Consider the following 26,401-nt stretch of genomic DNA (forward strand, 5'->3'; position numbering starts at 1 on the left):
AGGTACTTAACAAGAATAGTACGATTTGCTCGAAAACAACACTACAAATGACCCATTTAGGGTTATAAATGGTTTTGAAAGTAGATTATTGACCTACTTGAATTTTAAAATTAGGTTGTTGCGATCCAAAATGGTTTTATCTTCTTCATTTATGGGCTGTAACTTAGCTAGAAGCCTATATTCACCACCCATATGCAAAGTATTTTCCAATTGTAGATTATGACGAAAATGACCATAACCTGGTAGCAATTTCACCTTACCTGTCTCTATTTTTTTATCATCGTTATCATAGATTTCCAATACCAGTTGCCTTGATTCATTTGCCTTATAGGAAATAGGAATTTCTATGTTCGATGTATTTTTGACAGTTATCGCAACGGTATCAAAAATGACGCTCTCTTCATATAACTGCAGTTGCTTTTCTAAAGGTTGATATGCTATTTCTTTTGAAATATCTTCCAATGCATAGGCTCGTACCCAATCATAATACACCACATTTTTACGTGGATCAGAAAGTTCTTCTTCACTGGGAAGCGTTATCCAAGGAAAAGGATAGGTCTCAGACACCAAGCGCATATACATGGGCTGATCAAAAGGTTTTTCTTTTACCTTATCATAAAATTTTTGATGCTTAGGTTCGCGATGGTCATAGTAATAGCTTGCAGTACTTTCATTTCGCCACCAGCCACCATAAACATGAAAATTTTCGGAAGTTACTTCATCATCTTCAAATCTTACTTGCGCCGCTCTACGATCATGTCGTTCCCCTTCACAATCGGTATACCAAAAATGACTGTTGGAATGCATTCCGCTTGCAAAATAATTGCCGCTAAAATCACCCGTTCTACCAACCGATTCATGAATATCCCATTCCAGACCATACGCATCACAGTCATTAGGTCCTTTAAAACTACCTACGGTAGAAAACCAAAATGTAGTAGACATGGTAGTTGCCGCGGCTTTTGCCCTTGTTTCAAAATACCCGAACTGTGTTTTCTTCTTGGAAACTACCGCAGCACCGGCAATTGAAAATGTTCTGTTGCTACCATAGGCATTTATTGTGGTGTCCTTTTTCATCATTTCGCCTTTCAGCTGTAAGTAACCATCACCAACGGATACTTGCGATTTCATGAATAGTCCCGGTTCTCTTCCTATCCATGTAGGGTGATGATCTAACCACTTGGTAGTATCCAACTCTGTACCATTAAATTCATCTGAAAAATCCGGATTCATTACCCATCTTTTTCCTAGTGGTGGTTTTGGCGGACCAACACGTACATCTTCGTTTTCGGGACTATAATTTTGTCCTTTAACTTCCCCAGAGAACATACCGAACAACATGAACAGCAAACATACTATTGTAGTTATATGTGATCTGTTTTTCGCTTGTGACCTGTTTACTTCTTCCATTCTTGTAATATTATTCCGTTTAACCAAATTCCTTTTCCCGTGGTTCCTTGAATACTTACTTTCGCTGCTCCCTCATCCTTTACGGTAAATAAGATTGTATTTTTTCCTGGTTCATTGAACTGCATCATTTTCCCTTCGGTTACCAGAACCTCTTTGGAATTGTCCCCTGCCGTTACAGTTAATTTTCGCTCGTAGGGAATATTCAATATTTTAATTTCCTTGAGCTTCTCCTTATTTGGATCCATTTCATCAGAATTGCTTTGTGGTGCATGGTGATACGTGGTCAACTTGTAACTACCCTTTGGCAAGCCTTTAAGATTAATGCTTAGCCCTTTTTCGTCAATACAAAGCACACCATCGCCATATACAAATCCATACTTACCAATAACATTCATTTCACCCAGCCAACGCAATACACCATCTGTACTGTTTGTAGCTAAGCTTACTTCCGCATTATTAAATTCAGGCAGCTTATGGCTCTTCTTTTCTTCGCCATTTCCGTTCCAAAAATCCCAGCCAAATTGTACTAATTGGTCATTGGCACCTATGTCTATTCTAACTTTCTTAAAATCGTAAATAGGTTTTGCATCCGCTGCCAATACATTTGGATTATATGACGTTAATGGGACAGTAGCATTAGCAGATTTTAAGCCTTTGCCACTAACTTTAATTTTGACCTCGCCAGCTGTAGTACCTGCTTTTATCAATGCCGGTGCAATACCATATTCGGTAAACATAGGGTTGGCATTAATAGCGGCTCCATCGCCTACAACCGTTGCATTTTTGGTTACAGAAAAGTTCACCTTACCCTTATAATCTGTAATTGGAGTTCCCTTTTTATCTACCACTGTGGCATATGCCATAAGTATATCGGCACCATCTGCGGTAAACTGTCTACCTACGGTATCTAGCAATAATTCTATGGCATAAGGTTGACCCGCAGTTTTATGGACTACCTCTTTTGTTTTTCCGTCCTTAAAAATGGCTTTGGCTTTTACTTCCCCATCTGCATATTTTAAGTTTTTGAATAGGAACGGAGCATGATGCAACCCATCATAAATAGTGTCTTTTGATGGGAACTTAGTTTCAATAATTTTACCATTTATACTTAATTCCACACTTTGTGCATTACTAAAAACCGTGATGGAATCTTGACCTTTTTTCCACGCTTCCAATAGATATACAAAAGGTTCTTTTCTAAGCTCTGCCTTGTACCAATGTAACTCTGGTCTAGGGTTTCTAAAAATGGTCATTCCGCCACTTCTAGTTCTGTCAATTTTATTGGACGCTTTATCATGAGTTGGATGAAAGGTGTAATACGCATGGGCAGTCCAAGAGATTAAACCCGTCATTAACGAATCTTTTCTGAAAGGAGCCAAAGCTTCTGGACCAACGCGACCTTCCATGGCGAACATAGGTTCTGAACGATCCCAAATGAAAGGTCCGTAAAGCATATTGGCATTGATATCCGTTAGACCCGATGTTTGCCAGCCCGTCCATCGCGAACCTTGCGACGCGGTAAGCCTTGTTGGGTCTTCTTGCTTAGCGGTATTATGGGCAAGAGGCACATAACCTCTATGGTTTATACCTCCTCCCCAAATAATTACGGAAGGATGATTTCTATGATTTCGAATCATAACACGTTCCGATTGCTCAAAATTATTCCACCATTCTTTATCCGTACTCATTGAAATCCATGATGGTGCTTCTTCATACACCAAAATACCCAGCTTGTCACAGGCGTCTAAAATGGCATTATCTTGCGGGTAATGCGCCGTTCTCATGATATTAAAACCGAACTCTTTAAACTGCAACATATCTTTATAGTGTAGTGCATCTGGTACTGCATCGCCTATATATGGATAATGCTGATGCCTGTTGAACCCCATTAGTTCTATCGATTTTCCATTTAACATAAAACCACGATCAGCATTCAACTCAAATTTTCGAATTCCTAGATTATTTTCGACAACATCTACAGGTTTACCATCGACCAAAACCTCTGTATTTACACGATACAGGTAAGGATTATCTACATCCCACAACTGAACATTATCTTCTAAACTACCAATTTGGTCAAACTCATAATCATTATTTTGCGCAATGGTTGCATCATCAGTCAGCTTCAGAACCACGAGCCCTTCTGCATCTATTATTCTTGTTACCACGGTTACTTTTGCCGGTGAATTGCTTGTATTTTTTACGACGGATTTAATATCTATCGTCGCGTTCTTATTCACCACATCTACCGTTGGTGTGGTTATGGTTACCCCGGCACGCTTGGCTTCCCAATTAAAACCAATATGTACCGGATGCTTTTCAACCAAATACACATCTCTATACAGACCACTAAATTTTACATAATCGAAAGGACCTGGATCTGGCGGAACCACCATACTTCTTCTATTATCTGCCAAAACGGTTACTTGATTGTCCTTTCCCTTATCTACATACCCCGTAATATCAAAATGAAAAGGTGTGTAACCACCTGTACCATGTTTGCCCACGTGCTTACCGTTCACCCAAACATCGGTTACTTGGTGCACGCCTTCAAATTCTAAAAACATCTTGTTGTTGTTCTGCGGTACAGCAATGGATTTTCTATACCAACCTACATTTCTATGAAATTCTAGTTGTGTTTTTTCATCTTGTAAACCGTCTAAAGCCAACGATGTTAATGCCAGCGTATGGGGAACATTTACGCTTTCCCAAGAAGCATCATCCGTATTGGTTTCGTAATAGGTAGCATTTGGATTTCCCAAGTGAAATTTCCAACCCTGATTGATGCTTACCTTGGTGCGTTCAGTATTTGGATACCCGAATGGAAGTTCTTGTGAAAATGCCCTCGTAGTTAACAAGAGTGTGATTAAAAGACCTAATAGTGCCTTGTTAGTGTTTTGGTTTGTCATTTCTGATAAATTGTGAATTATTTTGGTTCTATAATTACGCCTCTTTCCGCTTCGCTGTCCGATGTATATCGCAATACTTTTGGTGCTTCATCTCCTCTGGCAAATGTTATTTTCTCTTTCCACACAGCTCTTAATTTTTTCAAGACCGGAGCATGTTGGGTTAACTGAGCCAAGTTGGTGGTTTCGTCTGGGTCATTTTCCAAATCGAACAACTCTTCGTAAACTGCATGCTCGCCTTGTAAAGGACCTTCTACAAACGAACGATACAAGGCGATATCTGGATCATGAACTTTATACAACATCGCCGTCATCTTAATACCCATTTGCTTTGCTGTCTCAATCTTTTTTTGTGCAGAGAAATTTTCGTTTTTGTAGTATCTTATATATTTCCATCGTTTATCCTTCACTGCTTCACATCTTGGATTCCCAAACTGGGTAGACCATAAATTTTCTGTGTATAAATAGTCTCTGACGTCGTTTACCTCTTCTGATAATAGTGGTGATAAATCTCTACCTTGATAGGTATCTGGTACCGGAATACCTGCTTTTTTAAGCAAAGTTGGCGCAATATCTATGCTTTGTACAAGAGCGTCGGACGTTCTACCTCGGTTCTGTTTTTTCTCGCTAGGGTCATAAATAATTAACGGTACATGCGTAGTAATCTCATAGCATAAGGCTTTACCACCTATACCAAATTCACCCATAAACAAGCCATGGTCTGACGTAAAAACGATAATCGTATTCTTGTCTAACTTTTGTTTCTTTAGGGTTTCTCTTAGTTCTCCAACCATACGGTCTATACCCGTCATCGCCTGTAGTTTTAATCGGTAGCGGGCTAACAAGCTTTCGGGTGTATCTACATAATTATAACCTTCTTGTCTATCACCTGTTTTATGAATTTCTGGTGGTAGTTTTGGCTGTTCAATATCTTTTTTGGCAATGTAGTTTCTGGGTAAATCTAGCTCTACATCATTATACAAGGTTTTGTAAATATTATCATCACTATCGCGCTGCGCCATGGTAGATGCACTTGCATCATGCGGTAAATTAAAGTTGACCGAAAGTACAAATGGCTTATCTTTTGGTCTTTGATCCAAGAACTTTTGTGCGCCTTGCAATTTTTGTTCGTTGGATAAAAAATCTGAAACTCCCTCGCTAATAATTTCTACCTGCGTATCATCCGCTGCGTTTTTAAAAATTTCGTGTCTGTCTTTTGGATAAAAGCTTAAATGTCCATGACCGGCATACCAATAACCAAAACTCTTATCCATTAATCCGCTGGCATAACCACCATCGCCCACCGGCAAATGGTTTTTACCTATCCAACCCGTGTAGTACCCATTATCACGTAATACCATAGGATAGGTATTGTGCCATCCTTCTTCTGACATGCTGGTGCCCGAATTAAAATTAATCCCGTGCTTACGTTCAAACTGACTGGTTAAAATACTTGCCCTACTTGGGGTACAAATGGCGCTGGTAATGTGCGCGTTGGTAAATAGCACCCCGTCTTTTGCCAACTTGTCTATGTTTGGTGTTTGTACCACTTTGTTACCGGTACAGCCCATCATACCATAACTCTGATCATCGGTTAAAATGAAAATAATATTAGGTTGTTCTTGAGCTTGTACTATTTTAAAGATCAGCAGAGTACATAAGAATACTAAGGATCTGGGAAATTGTGTATTTACATTCATATACCTAATTTTTTGGTCTAAGTGATTTCTGCCGAATAGCTTTGAACCTTTTCTCTTCTATAATGACATTCTCTGGATGTGGATCTACCCAACCAGGTGCCACATTTTTACTATCCCACTCCTTATACAGGGTTTCTAAATTTGAAACAATCTCAGGATGGTTTGTAGCTATATCATAACGCTCCAAGGCATCTGTTTTTAAATTGAACAACATGGTTTTGTTCTTATAGGCACTTTTGTACAATTTATATTCATGGTGCCTAACTGCATATTCAAATCCGCCAACTGAACGCCAGAATAGTGTTTCATGCGGTTGTTCATTTTCATGCTCTAAAAAAGGAAGAAGGTCTACACCATCTAACTGTTTTTCGTTCTCAGTTTTACCTCCGGCTGCAGATAATAGTGTAGGAAACAGATCCAAAGAACTTACTACCTCATCATATTTTTTATCGGCTTTTATCCGATTTTTCCAAACCATGAAGAAGGGTACTTTTATACCACCTTCAAACAGCATTCCTTTATGACCTCTGTTGGGTCCGTTTGATGCATGATTGGCACGCCCACCGTTATCGCTCAAGAAAACTAAAATGGTATTTTCCTTGAGTCCGTTGTCTTGCAAATACGAATTTATTTTACCAACACCGGCATCTACCCCATTTACCATGGCTGCATATACGCTTCTACCGCCATATTCTATATGTTTAGTTTTCTCTAGGTACTGCTTAGTGGCATGGTCCGGCGCATGTGGTGCATTGTATGCCAAATAGATAAAAAATGGGGAGCCCTTATTTTCTTCCATAAAAGTGATGGCTTCTTTGGTAAAATCATCGGTTAAATACGATAATTCTTTTTCTGGTACTTCTACATTATTTCGGAATATTGTTCGTAGCGGGCCATTAGGTGTTCCCCAATAATTCATTGATCCACCTGCAAAACCAAACCAATGATCAAAACCTTGGTTTGGCGGATGTAGACTTGGATGGTCACCAACGTGCCATTTTCCTATAGCACTAGTTGCATAACCTTGTTCTTTTAAAGCTTCTGAGATCATCTTTTCAGAAAGTGGAGTACCTACGGATGCGTCATTTTCGCCATCATATGGCATATTGCAATCATGCCCGAAACGTGCTTGGTACCTGCCAGTTAAAAGTCCCGCTCTAGACGGACTACAATAAGGATGCGAAACATAACCGTTATTAAAAATGACACCTTCTTTCGCCAAGGCATCTAAATTTGGCGTAGGTATATCAGTACCACCATTAAACCCGACATCTAACCAACCTTGATCGTCTGTTAAGATGACAATGATATTCGGTTTCGATTTGGTATTCGCCTGTTGCCCGTTTACGGTTAAACTAAAACAAGTTAACCATAGTAAAATCAATGATTTAATATGTTTGGTCATAAATACGTTCTAAAGCTCTATTTCATTAAAACTAAGTGTTAGTTTCTTATGGGTAAAACTTTTAAAACATGTGTGGCATGGTTTAGAACATTTGTTATTGCTAAAGAATTTATGCTAGAGATTAGTTTCTTTTTCAAAAAAAAAGCACCCTCTCGGGTGCTTCTCAAAAAATTAAACTAACAACTATTTTTAATGCAATTCCAACTCTGGCACAGTTGCATTACTTATTCCTCTAATGTTTTCATATTCTGTTTTGAGTTCCTCTAGTTTTTCTGGGTTTTCTTCAGCTATATTTTGCTGTTGACCTAAGTCGTTTTTCAGATTATATAACTGATACGACTCATCATTCCCTAATTCTATATTCACCTGAGTGTTAATGGCACTGCCTGGATATGGGGGTATAAACGCCCAGTCTCCTTTTCTTAAAGCCGTTCTACCACCAGCCTCTATGATCAAATGTTCTCTGCCCTCATCAGATTTACCCATAAAAACATCCAACAAGTTTTTACTGTCAGGAAGCTTAGATTCAGCTCCTGTTAATGCTGCAAGAGATGCATAAAGATCTATTTGACACACCAACGCGTCTGATGTTTTCGGTGCTATTTTTCCTTTCCAATAGACCGAAAATGGCACTCTTGTTCCTGCTTCGAACAGGCTGTATTTTCCTCCTCTTAATCCCCCTCTTGGATTATGATCACCTAACTTTTCTACGGCATCATCGTAATATCCATCATTAAGTACGGGGCCGTTATCGCTTGTAAATACTATTAAGGTATTTTCCAATATACCTTGTTTTTCCAGCTCCTTTAAAAACTCACCGATCATCCAATCGGCTTCTACGATTACATCGCCCCTTGGTCCCATACCCGATGCACCTACAAATCTGGGATGTGGGGTTCTTGGCACGTGCGGTTGCTGTAACGCATAATACAAGAAAAAAGGATCGTCTTTATGACTAGCTACGTATGCCTTAGCTTTTTGCAGAAAATGGTCTGCCATGTCTACATCGCTCCATTTTGCTGCTTCGCCACCTTTCATAAATCCAATTCTTGGTACGCCGTTAACAATACTCTGGTTGTGGCCATGATGCCATTTCATAGTAGTCAATTCCGGATTATCCTTACCTGTTGGCTCACCCTCAAAACTGGTTTTGTAGCTAACTTCTATAGGGTCGTTAGGGTCTAAATTATCAACCTTGCCGTTATCTATATAAACCGTTGGCACCCTATCTTGTGTAGCAGCTAATATGTACGAATAGTCGAAACCTAGTTGGTTGGGACCGGGAGTGATTTCCTGGTTCCAATCTACATTACCATTTCCTAATCCTAAATGCCATTTACCCACTATACCTGTTTGATAGCCCTGCGATTTCAGCATTTTAGGCACTGTCGGTTGTTCTGTATCTATTATTAACGGAGCCGTACCGGGTAATATTTGTGCATTTACACGCCAAGGATATTCGCCCGTAAGTAAGGCATATCTACTTGGAGTGCATGTTGCAGAACTTGCGTAGCCCGAGGTAAATTTAACGCCACCATTTACTAGCTTATCCATATTAGGTGTTTTTAATTCGGTAGCTCCGTAAGCACCTACATCTCCATAACCTAAATCATCTAAGTAAATAACAACAATATTTGGCTCCTTAATTTCTGCTTCTTCGGTCTCTTTTTTTTCGCTCTTATCCGCACAAGCCACAAAAAGGAATATGGCTAAAAGACCTACTAGATGTTTTAATGTTCTGTTTGTCATACTCATCATAATTATTAGTTGGTTGCTTTATACTCGTTTAACATTTTATGAAAGCCAATTTCCTCCCCTGCCAACATTCTTTTATAGTCTTTCGGCTTTTCTTTTTTTACCCAGTCTAACACATCTACCGATTCTGCGTGTACGGGATTGTAAATTTCCGTTACCGGTGTAAAGGCATTATTATAATCTAATGTCTGTTGTCTCATTTTTTGCAAAACCGCTGCATAATCAAGATCTAAAACTAAATTATGTAGCTCAAAAGGATCCTTTTCCAAATCGTACAATTCTTCTGTTGGTTTTACTCCAAAGAAAATCGATTCGTTTTTATTCAATTTACCCTCCTCTTTTAACCTTCTCATTACATGCACCGCAGGTCTGTAAAATTCTAAGTACGCTTGATGAGCATCCCATGGAATTTCTGGCTTAAAATTTCGTATATATTTAAACCTATCGGTCGTTATCGCTTTGCTTTTTTCCGGTATTTCATCCCATAAATCGCGAGATGCAAATACCTCTGATCGATCAAACTTTTTATCCAAGAACGATATACCTGTCATAAAATCAGGTATTTCAATACCTGCCAAATCTAAAATCGTTGCTGTTATATCTGTTGAGCTAATTATTCTATCATCTATTTGCCCCTTGTCAATTCCTTTTGGCCACTTTACCAATAGCGGAATTCGCAATCCTGAATCATGTAAATAGCCCTTACCTCTTACATTGCATCTGCCATTATCTCCTATAAAGATTACTACCGTATTATCTGCAAGACCTTTTCTTTCCAATTCATTAAAAAGCATTCCCACTTCGGCATCCATGTATTCCATCTGATCCAGATACTTAGCCCAGTCTAATCGAATAACCGGGTCGTCTGCCAAATATGGAGGAAGTTCAACATCATCAGGATTTACTGGATGCTTTGATTGTGCCCTAATATCATCCCACCAATCTCCACGGTGGGTTACGTTTAGTGTTATCTGCGAGAAAAACGGAGCATCTTTAGGTAAAAACTCATCGTATTTATCGTAAATACCAAAATTTGATTCTCCATCCCAGGTTCCAATAGGTGTATGTTTAAAATTCACATCGATTTTTCTTCCTTTTCCACGTACATCTTTATGCCCTAAAATAGTCGTGTACCCCGCATCCCTTAATAATTGTGTAAACGGTACAAATAGTTTTGGCAACACCACATCTCTATTGCTGCGGTGATTGTGGGTATTACTTTTCTGCTGGTGCGTACCCAAAATCATAGCAGACCTACTTGGTGAACAAATGGGATTGGTTACAAAACAATTATTAAAAAGAATACCATCTGCCGCCATTTGATCTAGAAAAGGAGTTTTTACAGCTTTAGTGCCATAACATGCCAGATCTAAACTAATATCTTCTGCCATTATCCAAATAATGTTTGGCAGTTTTTTACTGTTTTTCTGACTCATTAAAAACTGTACAGTGCACAAAAGCAAGCAAAAGAATCTAATTTTCAACCGCATTGTAAATTGATTTTTATTTAAAGTTTGTTGTCATTAATTGAACATATTCCAAAGAAATACATATAAAACTTAATAAAAAACAAGGATAACCATTTGTTGTAATCATTAAATCATCTGTTATGAATTCCATAAAACAAAAAACGGAATTTAGCAGCTCTTACTTAGATACACTTCTAATAAACGATTATTACATGAGCAAGAACAAGTACTTTGTATACCCTTTACTATTGTTAGCATTAGTTGTAGGCTGTAAATCACAAACCGAAAAAAAGGAAAAAGAAACCGTTGAGTCAACGAAAATTTATGAGCCTAATTGGGAATCTATAAAAGAAAACTACAAAGACCCGGAATGGTTCAATGATCAAAAATTCGGCATTTTTATTCACTGGGGCGCCTATGCCGTGCCAGCGTATAGTTCTGAATGGTATCCTAGAAGAATGTATATGGATACTGCCACCTTTTCGGCACAATTAAAACATCAACAACTGGGGCCAAATGAGGTGTACCTATATCATAAAGAGAAGTATGGTGACCAAAAGGATTTTGGATACAAAGATTTTATACCTCTATTTAAAGGCGAAAAATTCGATGCTGCTGAATGGATAGATATTTTCAAAAAATCTGGTGCTAAATATGTTATTCCAGTAGCTGACCACCATGATGGTTTTGCCATGTACAATTCTAATACGACAAGATGGAATGCTGTAGATATGGGACCGAAGAGAGATATTTTAGGAGAGCTATTTAAAGAAGGCCGTAAAGAGGGTCTTATTATGGGAGCTTCTTCTCATTACGCTTTTAACTGGTCTTTCTACAATAAAAAAGACCATTTCGATACTACTGATCCTGATTTTTCAGACCTGTATTCCACAAAAGGAAAAGACCTTACTGAACCTGTTTCTGAAGAATTTAAAAAGTTATGGTGGGACAGAACGGTGGATCTAATCGACAATTATCAGCCAGATATTCTATGGTTCGATTTCTATTTAGACATTCCTGATTTTAAAGAATATAGACCAAAACTAGCGGCATATTACTATAATAAAGGAATAGAATGGGGAAAGGAAGTGGTTATTAATGATAAAAACTTTGATCATGAAGCTTTTCCTGAAGGCACTGTAATTTACGATTTAGAAAGAGGAAAATTACCGGGAATTAGAAAACTACCTTGGCAAACAGATACTTCTATCGGTAAAAATTCATGGGGCTATGTTACCGATTGGGAATCTAAAAATACCAATGAATTGGTCGATGATTTAGTTGACATTGTTTCTAAAAATGGAAATCTTCTTTTAAATATAGGACCAAAAGCTGATGGCACTATTCCAGAAGATCAACAAAAAATACTTTTTGAAATTGGCGATTGGTTAAAAGTAAATGGTGATGCTATTTATAATACGGAGTATTGGACCGTTTTTGGTGAAGGACCGACGGAAGTAAAAAAAGGACACCACTCCGAAGGTGATAATAAAGGATTTACATCTCAAGATATTAGATTCACCAAAAAAGGAAACAAGCTATATGCCATTCTTTTAGCATGGCCCGAGAATAACGCCGTAACCATTAAATCATTAGCCCTAGGTAATGAAAATGTAAAAGACCTAGAAATAAAAAATATTAAATTGTTGGGTAGTGAACATCCTATTGAATATAAGCAGACCAATAAAGGTCTAATCATAGATGATCTTGGAAAAAAAGCAGGCAAACATGCTTTCTGTTTAGAGATTACTATGGCAGATGACATTTAAGATTTTATTGTTTGAGTTAGTTTTCATCAAAAAGGCGCACCCTTAACGGGGTGCGTTTTTAAACTCAATTTTAATTAGAACATTTACGAGAATGAAATATATTACATGCGAAAAGCCTGGAACATTTACACTAAAAGATAAAGAAGCGCCAGTACCTAATCCAAATGAAGCTACACTCAAAATTAAGAGAGTAGGTATTTGTGGTACCGATCTACATGCGTATGGCGGAAATCAAGCATTTTTTAAATACCCCCGTATTTTAGGTCATGAATTGGCTGCTGAAATAATTGAAATAGGATCTAATGAAAAAGGTCTTAAAAAGGGTGACAAGGTAGTTGTTATGCCTTATGTAAGTTGTAATAAATGTGTTGCCTGTAAAACAGGTAAGACAAATTGTTGTACCAATATTAAGGTTTTAGGTGTGCATACCGATGGTGGTATGCAAGAGATTATAACGGTACCCATAGATTTATTGTTACCGGCAAACAACCTGAGCCTTGAACAAATGGCAATTGTAGAACCCTTGGCAATTGGTGCGCATGCATTACGAAGAGCACAAATTATAAAAGGAGAAACCGTTGCGGTTATTGGTTGTGGTCCCATTGGTATTGGAATTATGAAATTGGCACAATTACAAGGTGCCAAGGTAATTGCCATTGATGTCAATCAACAACGTTTAGATTATGCCAAAGAAAAAATCGGTGTAGACTTTATTGTTAAAGCTGATGAAGATGCGGTCGCAAAAGTGAATGAAATTACCAATAACGATTTGGCCACAGCAGTTTTCGATGCCTCCGGTAATAAATTTGCCTTGGAAAGCGGACCAAATTATATGGCACATGGGGGGCGATATGTATTGGTCGGATTGTCAAAAGGAGATTTAACCTTTAACCACCCCGCAATACACGCAAAAGAATCTACCATTATGTGTAGTAGAAATGCAACCTTGGCAGATTTTGAATATATAATCCATGTTATTGACCAATTTCCCATAGCTTCTTTTGTTACGCATACCGTACCTTACACAGAAATGATTGCCAATTTTGATTCTTGGTTAAAGCCTGAAACCGGGGTGATTAAAGCCATGGTCACTTTCTAAATTTGATATGAAATAGAATGCAACTAATTTGGTATTATTTCACAAACGCTTGTAAACGAATTTATGGATAAAAGTTTTATACATATTCATCCAAAAGATAATATACTTGTTGCCTTACAAGATATACCAGAAGGCACGCAAATAATTCATAATAATGTAACCATTCCTATTCCAAAAAAGGTAAAGGCCAAACATAAGTTTGCCCTATCTTCTATTAAGAAAGATGCTTTGGTATATATGTATGGTTCTATTGTTGGTAAAGCTCTTGTTCCCATTCAAATTGGGGAGGCTATTACTACTGAGAATTTGGTTCATGCAGCGGCCAGCTATCAAGTAGCGGACCAACATTGGAATTTTACACCGCCAGAAATCGATAATTTTAAAGACCGAACCTTTATGGGCTACCATAGAAAAGATGGCAGTGTAGGTACTTCTAATTTTTGGTTAGTGATCCCTTTGGTTTTTTGCGAGAATAGGAATGTAGAAGTATTAAAAACCGCACTGTTAAAACCATTGGGCTATAAAACCTCTTCCGCCGATATTATTTCTACGGAAACCTTGGTTGCACATTATAAAAATCAAGCTAGTAAAGAAACTATTTTACAGAGTACTATTATAAAACCTGAAATACCTAATGCCGATGAGCAAGTTTTTCCAAATGTAGATGGTATTAAATTTTTAACCCATGATGGTGGTTGTGGAGGTATAAGGCAAGATAGCGATACGCTTTGCAATCTGTTAGCGGGTTATATTACCAACCCAAATGTAGCCGGTGCTACCGTATTAAGTCTTGGCTGTCAAAACGCTCAGATTCCCATATTAGAAGATGCCATTAAAAAAAGGGATGCTAAGTTTTCTAAACCCTTGGTAATTCTTGAACAGCAACAAAGTAAAAGTGAAAAACATTTTATAGAAGATGCCGTAAAACAAACCTTTTTAGGTTTAATAGAAGCTGACAAAACCAAACGTAGCAAAGCACCACTTAGCAAACTAACCCTCGGCTTGGAATGTGGTGGTTCAGACGGGTTTTCAGGTATATCTGCCAACCCTGCCTTGGGGCATGTTTCCGATATGTTAGTGGCGCTGGGTGCTTCAACAGTACTCGCAGAATTTCCAGAACTGAACGGTGTAGAACAAGAACTTTTAAATAGGTGCCAATCCAAAGAAAATGCAGAGAAATTTGCAGGGTTAATGCAAACCTATGCCAAACGTGCTGAGGAAGTCGGATCAGGATTTGAGAATAATCCGTCTCCAGGTAATATAAAAGACGGACTCATTACCGACGCAATGAAATCTGCCGGAGCTGCTAAAAAAGGAGGAACCTCAATTATTACCGATGTTCTCGATTATACAGAACCGGTAACTAAAAAAGGCTTGAATTTACTGTGTACACCAGGTAATGATGTTGAAAGTACAACGGGACTTGCAGGGTCTGGTTGTAATATAATTTGCTTTACTACAGGTTTGGGTACACCCACCGGAAACCCTATTGCCCCTACCATTAAAATAGCGAGCAATACCACATTAAGTGAGGGTATGGCAGACATAATAGACTTTAATACCGGTGGTATTATTGAGGCTTCTGCTACCATTGAAAGCAAGGGAGAAGAGTTACTGGAGTATATAATCGCAGTGGCCAGCGGAGAGAAGGTACCCAATGCGGTACGATTAGGACAAGACGATTTTATACCTTGGAAAAGAGGAATATCACTATAAAAAACTTATGAATTTATTAAACAACAACGTAATTAAAAACCGTAAATCACTACCAATCAAAGTAATGCAATTTGGTGGTGGTAATTTTTTAAGAGCCTTTGTAGATATCAGTATTCAAAAAATAAACAGCACCACAGAATTTAATGCAGGTATTGCTGTAATTAAACCCACAGAACGTGGTGACTACCAAGAACTTAAATCACAAGACGGATTGTTTTCCGTAAACCTTGAAGGTTATGCGAACGATACTTTTGTACAAGATTTAACAGTGGTCGACTGCATTCAAGAAGTAGTAAATCCCTATTCGGAATGGGAAGCCTATTTAGCACTTGCCAAGCTTCCTGAACTTCGTTTTATTATATCGAACACTACGGAAGCAGGAATTGTTTTTAATACCGATGATGCCTTTGATAACCATCCGCCAAAAGAGTTTCCAGCAAAGCTAACGGTTTGGCTTTTTCATCGATTTGAGCATTTTAAGGGCGATACGGACAAAGGTTGTATGCTTTTACCGGTTGAGCTTATCGAAAAAAATGGGGAAACCTTAAAACAATGCATTTTACAATATGCAGATCATTGGTCTTTGGGCGATGCATTTAAAAACTGGATTTCTAAGTCATGTATATTCTATAATACCTTGGTAGACCGTATAGTTTCCGGGTATCCTAAAGATAAAATTGAAGAGATAGAAGCCAAGCTTGCCTATACGGATAAACTTGCTGTTGCCGGTGAATTATATCATAGTTGGTTACTAGAAGGACCAGAAGATATTTTAGCGGAATTTCCATTTCAGGACACTGATTTAAATATTGAATTAGTATCCGATCTAGCTTCGTACAGAAATTTAAAGGTTCGTATTCTAAATGGTGCACATACCTCAATGGTACCCGTTGCATACCTTTTAGGGGAACGCTTGGTTAAAGACGCCATGAACAATGCTTTGGTTGTTAATTTCATTAAAGGTGTATTGATGAACGAGGTGTTAACTACTTTAGATTTTCCACAAGATTACAAACAACAATTTGCCAATGATGTGCTTACAAGGTTTAAAAACCCTGCTTTAGAACACAAATTGATCAGTATTTCATTGAACAGTACCTCAAAATTTGTAACACGTTTACTTCCTACATTAAAAGATTACCTAGAAATAAAAGGAAGTCTTCCTGCAAACATCACATTTGCATTAAGTGCCTTGCTACGCTTTTATGAAGGGAGTTTTGATAATGAAAAGATAGACCTAAACGATAAGTCTTCAATACTTGAATTCTTCTCCAACACCTGGCTGCAATTCAGAGAAAATAATATTGATCTAAATACATTGACCTCCCAAATATTCGGTAATACCGATATATGGAATGAAGACCTCAACCAAATATCAGGATTAACAAGTAATGTAACCCATAATCTCAGTAATATAGAACAGTACGGATTTGAAGAAGCCATAAGCCTAATAAACCAAAAGTAACAAAAGACAAACTGACTATGACGATAGATGCACATCAACATTTTTGGCAGTACGAACCTCAAAAGCATGCTTGGATAGATGATGACATGGCTGTTATTAGAAGAGATTTTATGCCAAGGGACCTTTTTACCGAATTAAAGGTAAATGAGATTGATGGATGTGTTGCCGTACAAGCGGACCAAACCATAGAAGAAACCAATTTTTTAATTGATTTAGCATCAGAAAATGACTTTATAAAAGGCGTTGTTGGTTGGGTAGATTTTCGTGCTTCTACCATTGAAAAGGATTTGGAAAAATTTTGTAACAATACAATTGTCAAAGGATTTAGGCATGTGGTACAAGGCGAACCCGACCCAAACTTCTTATTGAGAAAACCTTTTTTAAACGGAATTAAACAGTTAGAGCAATATGGCTACACCTATGACATTCTAATATTTCCGCATCAACTTGGGGCAACTTTAGAGTTTGTAAAGCAATTTCCAAATCAAAAATTTGTGATTGACCATATAGCAAAACCCTATATAAAAGATGGTTTTTATGATGGATGGGCAACATTGATGAAAGAAATAGCATCACACGAAAATGTGTATTGTAAATTATCGGGCATGATAACGGAAGCCGACTATAACAATTGGAAGCCTGTAGATATTAAGAAATATCTAGATCTTGTTTTAGCCTCTTTTGGAGCTGATAGATGTTTATTTGGCTCGGACTGGCCTGTGTGTTTAGTGGCTGGTAGTTACGCTCAAGTAAAAGAACTGATCACCAAATATATTACAGATTTTAGCACCGATGAAAAGGCTAAAATAATGGGCAACAACGCGGTGGAATTTTATAATTTATAAAGTATGGATTTAAGACTAAAAGATAAGATAGTAGTTATAACAGGCGCTGCAGGTTTAAGAGGCAGTATTGGGCAAACCATTGTAGAAGAATTAGCCAAAGAAGGAGCTATACCGGTAATAGTATGTAGAAATGACCGCGGATTTGAATATGAAAAAGAACTACAGGACAAAGGTGTGGACAGCATTTTTGTAAAAACCGATTTAACCGATGTTGCCCAAATAGAAAAAGCTGCCAAGGTCATTGGTGATAAATATGGTAAAATAGATGCCTTGATCAATAATGTAGGTGTAAACGATACAGTAAGTTTAGACGATAGCATAGAAAAATTCATGCGTTCGTTACAACTAAATTTGGTGAGCTTCTTTGCCATGACCAAATTTTGTTTGCCCTATCTTAAAAAAGCAAAAGGAAACATTTTGAATGTAGGTTCCAAAGTTGCACTTACGGGACAGGGCGGTACCTCTGGCTATGCCGCTTCAAAAGGTGGTGTATTAGGTTTAACGCGTGAATGGGCGGCAGATTTAATTCCGTTTGGCATACGGTCTAACGCGTTGATTATTGCCGAAAGCTGGACGCCCGCCTATGAAAATTGGATCAATAGTTTAGATAACGGAGATGAGAAATTACAATCTATCGTTAAGAATATACCGTTAGAAAACAGAATGACTTCTCCGCTTGAAATTTCGGACGCCGTATTATTTGCTATTTCCGAAAGGTCTTCACACACCACTGGGCAATTTATAACCGTTGATGGTGGCTACGTACACCTAGATCGTTCTTTACTGTCCGAAAAATAATTGACAAAATCTAACCAAACCTTATGAATACATCTGAAAAAATACCCGTAGTTTCCAAATCTGTTTTGGTGCCTTTTATCTTGATTACTTCGCTATTTGCTTTGTGGGGCTTAGCAAATGATATGACCAACCCAATGGTACGCGGTTTTCAAAAAGTACTGGAACTCACCAATACACAGGCATCTTTGGTACAATTGGCTTTTTATGGCGGTTATTTTACCATGGCCATACCCGCAGCGTTATTCGTAAACAAATACTCTTATAAAAAAGGAGTGCTTTTGGGCTTAGCGCTTTATGCCGTGGGTGCATTATTATTTTACCCGGCAGCAGCTTTTGAAAGCTATCCGTTTTTCTTATCGGCATTATATGTGCTTACCTTCGGGTTGGCTTTTTTAGAAACAACTTCTAACCCGTACATTTTATCTATGGGTGCCGAAGAAACAGCAACAAGACGATTGAACTTTGCACAAATGTTTAATCCAATGGGATCTATTTTAGGCTTATTGGTGGCTCAGAATTTTGTGTTGGGCGCTTTACAATCTGATGATACTACGGCAGACGGGACACCTATTTACGATACCTTATCGGAAAGTGCAAAGGCGGCCATTAGAACATCTGACCTAGAAATTATCAGAAATCCGTATGTGCTTTTAGGGATTGTAGTCCTTGTTTTTTTCGTGTTAATCAGTGTGGTTAAAATGCCACAAAACAAACATCAAGAAGCCAAGGTTGATTTTAAAGATTCGGTTAAACGTTTATGGAAACAACCAAAATTTGCTTTTGGGGTGGTTACGCAGGCATTTTATGTAGGCGCCCAAATTATGTGTTGGACCTATGTATACCAATATGCCGAAACCTTGGGCATAGATGCAAAATCTGCCGTTTGGTACGGACTGGCAGGTTACGTTGTTTTTCTCGTTGGTAGAACAATAGGTACGGCTCTAATGGCTAAAATAGATTCGGGTAAATTATTAATGCTTTTTGGTTTTGGCGGAATGCTGACTTTACTTGGAGCGATATTCTTGCCCGGTATGTTAGGTATCTATTCCTTGGTGGCTACTTCATTATTTATGTCCATCATGTTTCCAACTATCTATGGTATTGCTTTAGAAGGGCAAGGAGAAGATGCAAAATTTGGAGCCGCCTTTTTGGTTATGGCCATTGTTGGAGGGGCACTACTACCCTATTTACAAGGCTATATGCTAGATTTAGGTGGTGTGGGCTATGAGGATGTTATTATACTGGGCGTAACAGAAATGCGCTTTTCGTTTATACTATCGCTAATCTGCCTTAGTGTAGTTGCCTTTTACGGTAGAACGGTCTATAAAAAATATCACACCAACTAATTTGCTAATTTATGAGTAGTTCAAAGAGACTTTGTTTTTCATGCGATTTAAAAGATAATCCCGATTTAATAGCGGAGTATAAAAATTACCATGCAGAGGGAAATGCCTGGCCAGAGATTACCAAGAGTATTAAAGATGCCGGAATTATAGATATGCAGATTTACCTGACCGGTAATAGAATGTTCATGATTATGGAGGTTGACGAAACATTTGACCCTATTAAAAAAGCTAAAATGGATGCCACAAACCCTAAAGTACAAGAGTGGGAAAAACTAATGTGGAAATTTCAACAAGAACTTCCTTGGGCTGAAAAAGGAGAAAAGTGGATCGCATTAGAACAGATATTTCAATTATAACCATCTAAAAAAAGCTACTCGTTCGAGTAGTTTTTTTTATAATTTAAGGATTGGTGGACCACAATGCCGCTGATTTGAGCATTGCCCTTCGAGGTAATTTTAATCCTGATACAATAAGCTCGGCAAAATCACTGGGCTGTAATGTATTTTCTTCACTGCCTTTTTTAGCAAATCCTAGACCAATGGTCATGTCTGATTCTATGGTACTTGGCGTCATGGTAATTACCCTAATATTATGTTTGCGCACTTCTTTCATAAGGGACTCTGACATACCTACAACCGCAAACTTAGAGGCTGAATAAGCAGACACATTAGGGTTTCCGTTTAGACCCGCCGTAGAAGCTATATTCACAATATCACCGCTACTACGTTCTACCATTTGCGGCAACACTTCTTTGGTCACATAATACATGCCCATAAGATTGGTCTGTATCATTTGTTCCCACTCGCTTACCGGCATTTCTAAAAATGAGCCTACACCTGCAATACCAGCATTATTGACCAAAATATCTATATGACCCATGGTATCCATAATACTTTTTATCCCTTCTTTTACCGAATCGTAATTGCCAACATCAAAGACAGCGTACATAGCTTTTATACCCAATTCTTGCAATTCCGCTACCGTTGTCATTAAGTTTGCCTCATTTCTACCTGTTATGGCAATAGAAACGCCTTCTTGTGCCAAAGCAACAGCTGATGCTTTACCCAAACCTCTTCCACCCCCGGTTATTAGCGCTGTTTTATCTCTTAAATTTTCCATTTTCTTTTTTCGTTCAGTTTCTTTATTACTCTTTATCCGTCCAGAAGTCCGTTACTAAAACACCGCCAATGATAGGTCCGACTTTCTTGACCAAATTTAGATGTGTTTTATGGAACAAGTATTTTTCCCTGCCGTGTTCATCATTAAAAGTTATGACAAAAGTATGTGTAAAGCCATCACTATGACCTTCGGTGCTATCGTTTTCTCCCCATTCTATATCCACGATTTCCGGTATGGTATTCTTTAAATTCAAAAAAGTCTGTACTGCCTCATCTACCTGCTTTTCGGTAGCATTTTCGGTATATTTTAAGTTTACGATATGTCGCAACATTTTACCTTCGCGTTCTATTTTTGGCGCAATCTCATAACTGGCCACCTTGTTCAATTCAAAACTCATGGAACCGGCCACTAATAAATTTTTACCGTCTATTGCCAATGCGCGTAATCCGTAATAAATAGGAAAGCCTGTCTCCAAATAATTTAACGGACTCAATTGTCCCATAGCATCCAATCTTAACAACTGAATGCTTGCATCGTCTCGAGTACCTACGGCGAATATGGCAGAATCTTCGGTCACCGAAACTACTTCTATACGGGTCTGCCCTTGTAATTTGGTATTTTCATCATCCTTTAAAACAAAATGCGGAACCAACGCACCTTTTCTATTCACCTTAAATACACTTACGCCATCACCATGGTAATAAAAATCCGTATTCTTGATGAATCCGTTTTGTTCGTAATACTTATGATGCCTATGCCCTACCACTACATAATGGTTATCGCCAATAGTAGCTCCTGTTACAGGGTATGCGCCTGTTAGATAGCGATCTGTGGTATTATCATCAATGTTGTTCACATTTTTAAATGTACCATCCTCATTAATTCTAAAGCTACTTACACCATTATCTTGAAAACCACTGGTATATAAAGATGTTTTGCCCTTTACCTCATGGATGAACATACCAATAATACCATCTGTATGCAACTCATCGGTATCTTTCATAGATTGCACATGGGTGAGTTCCCCATTGTCGTGAATTTTAAAACTACTCAACCCCGGAGTCTCTTCAAGACCTCCTATGAACAAGTAGGATGCATTTTTCATGTGAACTACCTGCAAAGTAATAGCAACACCTAAATGTGTTTCTGATGTATCTTCAACCAACGCAACCTGTTTTAGTGAACCATTATCCTCAATTTTAAAGGTCTCTATTACGTTACCATATTTGTTGGCAATAAAAAGAAAGTCGGTGCCATTAATATGATCTGCCACCATACCCCTTGCCGGACCTTTTTGTTTGTACAATTCGTGATTGCTTACCGGAGTTAAAATACCTTCAGCATCAATTTGAAACACATCTACATTACCTACACCACCGGCATACACAAAATGCTTTCCGTTTTTTTCGTAGCTAGTAATGGAAACCGTATTCTTCCCTGATATATCTTTAAAATCTTTTCGATATAACATTGGATCAGTTAAATCTTGTGCTATGGTCAATGTACTTATAAATAGTATTACCGTGACCAATGCGGCTTGCATATGAATTTTCATTGTGTTCTAGTTTTTGGTTAAAATTGATGCTGCACCAGCATTTGCAATAATTCTATCTTCTTCTATGGTACCGCCGCTAACGCCAATGGCACCAATTATCTTACCGTTCTTATTTTTTATGGGCACTCCGCCCGGAAAAGTCATAAGTCCGCCATTACTATGCTCAATATTATAAATGATACCGCCAGGCTGTGTTAATTTGCCCAACTCGCCCGTATCAATATCAAAATAACGTGCTGTTTTGGCTTTCTTGATGGCTACATCTATACTGCCTAAAAAAGAATCGTCCATTCTAACAAATGATTTGAGATTTGCACCGGCATCTACCACAGCAATATTTACCAAAACATTCATAGACTCCGCTTTTTGCTTTGCTATTTCCAAGGCTTTCATAGCTTGGTCGTGACTTATATCGAACGGATTTTGTGCATTTAACTGTATAGTAATTACTGCAATGAACAACATGAGTCCATATTTTTTGATTTTTTCGGTCAACATAGTTTTGTGTTTATAAGTAGTACTTCACAAAAATTAAAAACCAATTGCACAAAAAAGTTGAACTAGTTCAACTCTGTTGAAATTATTTTATTTTTTTCTTCCCAAAACCTCTAAAAACAAAACTAGCTACTGTACCATTTTATAAGGTTCAGTAGCCAGTGCAATGTATTTTTAAGATGATGAAATATTTATTTAATCATTCCAATGCTTGTCTATTACCTTTTGTATGTGCGGATAATTTTTATCGGTTTCGTTCAATTCTTCTCGCACCTTCACCAATTCTTCTTTTAAATTAGCTATTACCTCTTTATACTTAGGGTCATTGTAAGCATTGTTCATTTCTTTGGGATCGTTCTTTAAATCATAGAATTCCCACGCCACTGGTGTTTTATTGGTAAAATCATTACCCCAGCTTGCTTTATTATATTCAGCGTTGGGGTCGTCTGTATCTACCCAATACCTACCGTAAAAGAATGTCAACTTATAATCTTTGGTTCTTAGTCCAAAATGTGCCGGATTCTGATGTCTGTGCGCCAAATGCATCCAATAACGATAATAAGTAGATTGCGACCAGTCTTCTGGTTCCTCACCTGTTTCCAAAATTGATTTAAAACTATTGCCTTGCATATAATCTGGTGCGGTACCTCCTGCAAGTTCAATAAGTGTAGGAGCAAAATCCGTATTATTAATCATAGCATCTGAACGTGTACCTGCTTTAATTTTCTCAGGATAACGAACAAAGAAAGGCATACGCATAGATTCATCGTACATCCATCTTTTATCGATATAATCATGTTCTCCTAACATAAAACCTTGATCGCCGGTGTACACAATAATCGTGTTCTCTAACAAATCATTTTCCTCCAAATATGTAATCAACCTTTTTACATTGTCATCTACCCCTTTAACACAACGCAGATAACGCTTTAAATAATCTTGATATACCTTTGAGGTTATCTCTTTTTCCTCTGGTGTTAACTGCCATTTTTTATGCTCATCTGTCCCAATTGTATTTTGATCGCTATACTGTTTGTAAATAGAGCTATCGGTATAAATATTCATGGCTTGATTACGAATTAAATTTCTTCTAGAAACCGATGAACCAATAATACGCGTAAGCGAATCGTTCATACCTCTAGTAGCTACCGAGCCATTGTTTTTATTATCATATAAACTCTCTGGCTCTGGAATAAAGGTATCTGACAAATAATCATCATAACGAGGAGCATTTTCAAAATCATCATGAGGTGCTTTATAATGATGCATTAAAAAGAAGGGCTTTGATTTATCCCTTCCCTTATCTAACCAATCTATGGTATTATCAGTGATAACATCAGTTGAATGTCCTTCTGTGTGCACTACATTGTTAGGCCATTCCTGCTCTCCACGAACCCTAAAATCGGGATTAAAATATTTGCCTTGAACCGGAAGCACCTTGTAGTAGTCAAATTCCGCAGGTTCATCATGTAAATGCCACTTACCGATAATTGCAGTTTCGTAGCCCAATTTTTTCATCTCTTTCGGCAAGTATTGCTTAGCTGGCGGTAAGGCACCTTCCAAATCTAGCACACCGTTTGTTTGCGCTCTTTGCCCAGATATTATAGCTGCCCTACTTGGTACACAAATAGAATTGTTTACAAAAACATTTTCCATCAACATACCCTCATTTGCCAACTTATCTAATGTCGGAGTCGGATTCAAAGATGCCAGTCTACTTCCATAAACGCCCAAACCTTGGGTAGTATGGTCATCTGCCATAATGAAGATGATATTTGGCTGTTTTTTTTCTTCTTTAACATCTGTCGATTTTTCGTTACAGGCCAAAGATGAAAGCACCAATGCAAACATTAAAATTTTAAAGACTTTTTTCATTCTGATATGTATTGAGCTTTTATTTTTTAATGATAAATATGTAATATACGGGAAGTTTAAGGTTAATAATAGAAATGGCGACCCTTGGCCGCCATTTCTAAACTCTCTTTAATACCCCGGATTTTGTTTAAAATTTGGGTTACCATCAATCTCATTTTGTGGGATTGCAATATACTCTCTACCTGCTTTATAGGCACTAGTACCAGCACTTTCCGATTTTAACTCGGGATTATTTACGATTCGTTCAACAACTCTGTCCCAGCGTAAAAGGTCAAAATATCGAGTACGTTCAAGAGACAATTCTTTTACCCTTTCATCTTCAATATCTTGCATGGTAATACTTGCATGTGGGGGCATATCAGCCCTTTCCCTAACTTGGTTTATGGCATCTAATGCAGCTTGAGAAGAACCGTTGAGCATAAACTCTGCCTCTGCGAACATGAGTAGAATATCTGCATATCTTAGAATTCTAACATTGTTTCCCGATCCGTACCAGCCTAGCTGTTGAGATTCTGTAAAACCGTTATATTCCCAATCCAAATATTTATTGGCAAAAATATCGGTACCATCTTCAGATAAGGCTTCGGCGTAGGTTTTATTACCATAAGTTCTTGATTTTAAATACCTACCTCTATATTCTGTTGAATCATTTGAGTTAAAAAACAAGGTCGCGAAAGCCCTAGGATCTATTTCTCCGTTGACCGTAGTTTCATCATTGTACAAATCTAAAACCCATTCGTTGATTCGCATTCCATCTTGATTGGTAAAACCTTTAGGAGCCAAATCGGGTTGGAAAGCAGCTCCTTTCCCAACTCCCGGAGCATCAGCGCCCCACCCGGAATTTCCATCAGAAATCAACTGAATTTCGAATAAGGATTCCACATTATTCTCATAAGCCTCGGTAAAGTTATGGGTATAATCCTCTGCCAATTGGTAGCGTCCATCCATAACCTTTTCAAATTCTGCCTTTGCCTCGGCGTATTTCTCTTGATACAAGAAAACTTTTCCCAACATTCCTGTTGCCGCACCACTCGTTACCCTTCCAACATCGTCAGCTGACCAAGAATCTGGCAATAACGCTTGCGCATTCTTCAAATCAGATTCAATTAAGGCCCAAACTTCTGCAGGATCTGCCTGCTCTATAAGATTCGGTTGCTCAATTTCAGAAATTGGCGTTGTAATCAATGGAACATTTAACCAGTTATTGACCAAATTGAAATAGTTGAATGCCCTAATAAAATAGGCTTCACCTAAAATATTGTCTTTGTAATCGGCATCCATTTCTATGTTCGGAACATTGAACAACACCTCGTTTGCCCTAGTAACGCATTGGTACATAGCACTCCACACCCAAAATGTGGCATTACTTTCTGATGTACCACTGAAATAACCTACAGCGGTACGTTCTGAAGTATTGAACCCGTTTACGACATCATCTCTATAATCTGATGTGAAAATCTCAAATCTAGTATAGTACCAAATATTGGTAAATGGACTATATGCACCGATGATTCCCTTTTCTGCATCTTCCTCGGTATTCCAAAATGAATTTGGGGTAATTACATTTGGGTTGGTCTGATCAAGAATGTCATCACTACAGCTAATCGTGTAGAACAACATCCCGATAAAGACGATCAATACCCTTTTTGATATTTTTATTGTGTACATAGCTTA

19 protein-coding genes are annotated in these 26,401 nt (G+C 37.9%); 8 read left to right on the plus strand and 11 right to left on the minus strand.

Annotation, left to right across the window (positions count from 1 at the left end; genetic code table 11):
- Nucleotides 1-93 precede the first annotated feature (93 nt).
- The 6 genes from DCS95_RS04525 to DCS95_RS04550 form a co-directional block, all read right to left on the minus strand.
- Nucleotides 94-1,410: a family 16 glycosylhydrolase gene (locus DCS95_RS04525; protein ID WP_244178375.1), complete on the minus strand. Its 1,317-nt coding sequence runs from the start codon at nt 1,408-1,410 to the stop codon at nt 94-96.
- Nucleotides 1,398-4,319: a glycoside hydrolase family 2 protein gene (locus DCS95_RS04530; protein WP_116769624.1), complete on the minus strand. Its 2,922-nt coding sequence runs from the start codon at nt 4,317-4,319 to the stop codon at nt 1,398-1,400. The genes DCS95_RS04525 and DCS95_RS04530 overlap by 13 nt, the downstream gene beginning before the upstream one ends.
- Before the next feature lie 17 nt (nt 4,320-4,336).
- Nucleotides 4,337-6,016 (minus strand): sulfatase-like hydrolase/transferase, encoded by a 1,680-nt coding sequence (locus tag DCS95_RS04535; protein ID WP_116769625.1) that lies wholly within the window; start codon nt 6,014-6,016, stop codon nt 4,337-4,339.
- Between the two features lie 4 nt (nt 6,017-6,020).
- On the minus strand, nt 6,021-7,421 hold the full coding sequence (locus tag DCS95_RS04540; protein ID WP_116769626.1) for a sulfatase-like hydrolase/transferase: 1,401 nt from the start codon (nt 7,419-7,421) through the stop codon (nt 6,021-6,023).
- A gap of 189 nt (nt 7,422-7,610) precedes the next feature.
- Nucleotides 7,611-9,179 (minus strand): sulfatase family protein, encoded by a 1,569-nt coding sequence (locus DCS95_RS04545; protein WP_425269149.1) that lies wholly within the window; start codon nt 9,177-9,179, stop codon nt 7,611-7,613.
- 5 nt (nt 9,180-9,184) lie between these two features.
- Entirely contained in the window at nt 9,185-10,612 is a 1,428-nt protein-coding gene (locus DCS95_RS04550) for a sulfatase-like hydrolase/transferase (RefSeq protein ID WP_244178376.1), read from the minus strand.
- Between the two features lie 245 nt (nt 10,613-10,857).
- On the opposite strand from DCS95_RS04550, the gene DCS95_RS04555 reads away from it, so the two are divergent.
- The 8 genes from DCS95_RS04555 to DCS95_RS04590 all read left to right on the plus strand — a co-directional run bounded on the left by DCS95_RS04555 (nt 10,858) and on the right by DCS95_RS04590 (nt 20,039).
- A complete protein-coding gene (locus tag DCS95_RS04555; RefSeq protein ID WP_116770152.1) occupies nt 10,858-12,414 on the plus strand; it encodes an alpha-L-fucosidase in 1,557 nt (518 codons plus the stop codon).
- 91 nt (nt 12,415-12,505) lie between these two features.
- Entirely contained in the window at nt 12,506-13,513 is a 1,008-nt protein-coding gene (locus tag DCS95_RS04560) for a zinc-binding alcohol dehydrogenase family protein (RefSeq protein WP_116769628.1), read from the plus strand.
- A gap of 63 nt (nt 13,514-13,576) precedes the next feature.
- A complete protein-coding gene (locus DCS95_RS04565) occupies nt 13,577-15,229 on the plus strand; it encodes a UxaA family hydrolase (RefSeq protein WP_116769629.1) in 1,653 nt (550 codons plus the stop codon).
- Between the two features lie 7 nt (nt 15,230-15,236).
- The gene (locus DCS95_RS04570) at nt 15,237-16,694 is read left to right on the plus strand and encodes a tagaturonate reductase (protein WP_116769630.1); all 1,458 of its coding nucleotides are present in this window, start codon (nt 15,237-15,239) and stop codon (nt 16,692-16,694) included.
- A 17-nt stretch (nt 16,695-16,711) separates the two neighbouring features.
- A complete protein-coding gene (locus DCS95_RS04575; protein ID WP_116769631.1) occupies nt 16,712-17,539 on the plus strand; it encodes an amidohydrolase family protein in 828 nt (275 codons plus the stop codon).
- Between the two features lie 3 nt (nt 17,540-17,542).
- Nucleotides 17,543-18,337, plus strand: a complete 795-nt coding sequence (locus DCS95_RS04580) for an SDR family oxidoreductase (RefSeq protein ID WP_116769632.1) — start codon at nt 17,543-17,545, stop codon at nt 18,335-18,337.
- A gap of 23 nt (nt 18,338-18,360) precedes the next feature.
- Entirely contained in the window at nt 18,361-19,683 is a 1,323-nt protein-coding gene (fucP, locus tag DCS95_RS04585; RefSeq protein ID WP_116769633.1) for an L-fucose:H+ symporter permease, read from the plus strand.
- Nucleotides 19,684-19,694: 11 nt separating this feature from the next.
- Nucleotides 19,695-20,039, plus strand: a complete 345-nt coding sequence (locus tag DCS95_RS04590) for an L-rhamnose mutarotase (protein WP_116769634.1) — start codon at nt 19,695-19,697, stop codon at nt 20,037-20,039.
- A 43-nt stretch (nt 20,040-20,082) separates the two neighbouring features.
- On the opposite strand, the gene DCS95_RS04595 is transcribed toward DCS95_RS04590, so the two are convergent.
- The 5 genes from DCS95_RS04595 to DCS95_RS04615 form a co-directional block, all read right to left on the minus strand.
- Complete coding sequence (locus DCS95_RS04595; protein ID WP_116769635.1) at nt 20,083-20,802, minus strand: 3-ketoacyl-ACP reductase; 720 nt, start codon at nt 20,800-20,802, stop codon at nt 20,083-20,085.
- Nucleotides 20,803-20,827: 25 nt separating this feature from the next.
- Nucleotides 20,828-22,357, minus strand: a complete 1,530-nt coding sequence (locus tag DCS95_RS04600) for a Dabb family protein (protein ID WP_116769636.1) — start codon at nt 22,355-22,357, stop codon at nt 20,828-20,830.
- 6 nt (nt 22,358-22,363) lie between these two features.
- Nucleotides 22,364-22,855 (minus strand): GlcG/HbpS family heme-binding protein, encoded by a 492-nt coding sequence (locus DCS95_RS04605; protein WP_116769637.1) that lies wholly within the window; start codon nt 22,853-22,855, stop codon nt 22,364-22,366.
- Between the two features lie 192 nt (nt 22,856-23,047).
- The gene (locus DCS95_RS04610) at nt 23,048-24,727 is read right to left on the minus strand and encodes a sulfatase family protein (protein ID WP_116769638.1); all 1,680 of its coding nucleotides are present in this window, start codon (nt 24,725-24,727) and stop codon (nt 23,048-23,050) included.
- Nucleotides 24,728-24,835: 108 nt separating this feature from the next.
- Complete coding sequence (locus tag DCS95_RS04615; RefSeq protein ID WP_116769639.1) at nt 24,836-26,395, minus strand: RagB/SusD family nutrient uptake outer membrane protein; 1,560 nt, start codon at nt 26,393-26,395, stop codon at nt 24,836-24,838.
- Nucleotides 26,396-26,401: the final 6 nt, after the last annotated feature.

This window comes from Maribacter litoralis (assembly GCF_003075045.1).
Taxonomy (GTDB): domain Bacteria; phylum Bacteroidota; class Bacteroidia; order Flavobacteriales; family Flavobacteriaceae; genus Maribacter; species Maribacter litoralis.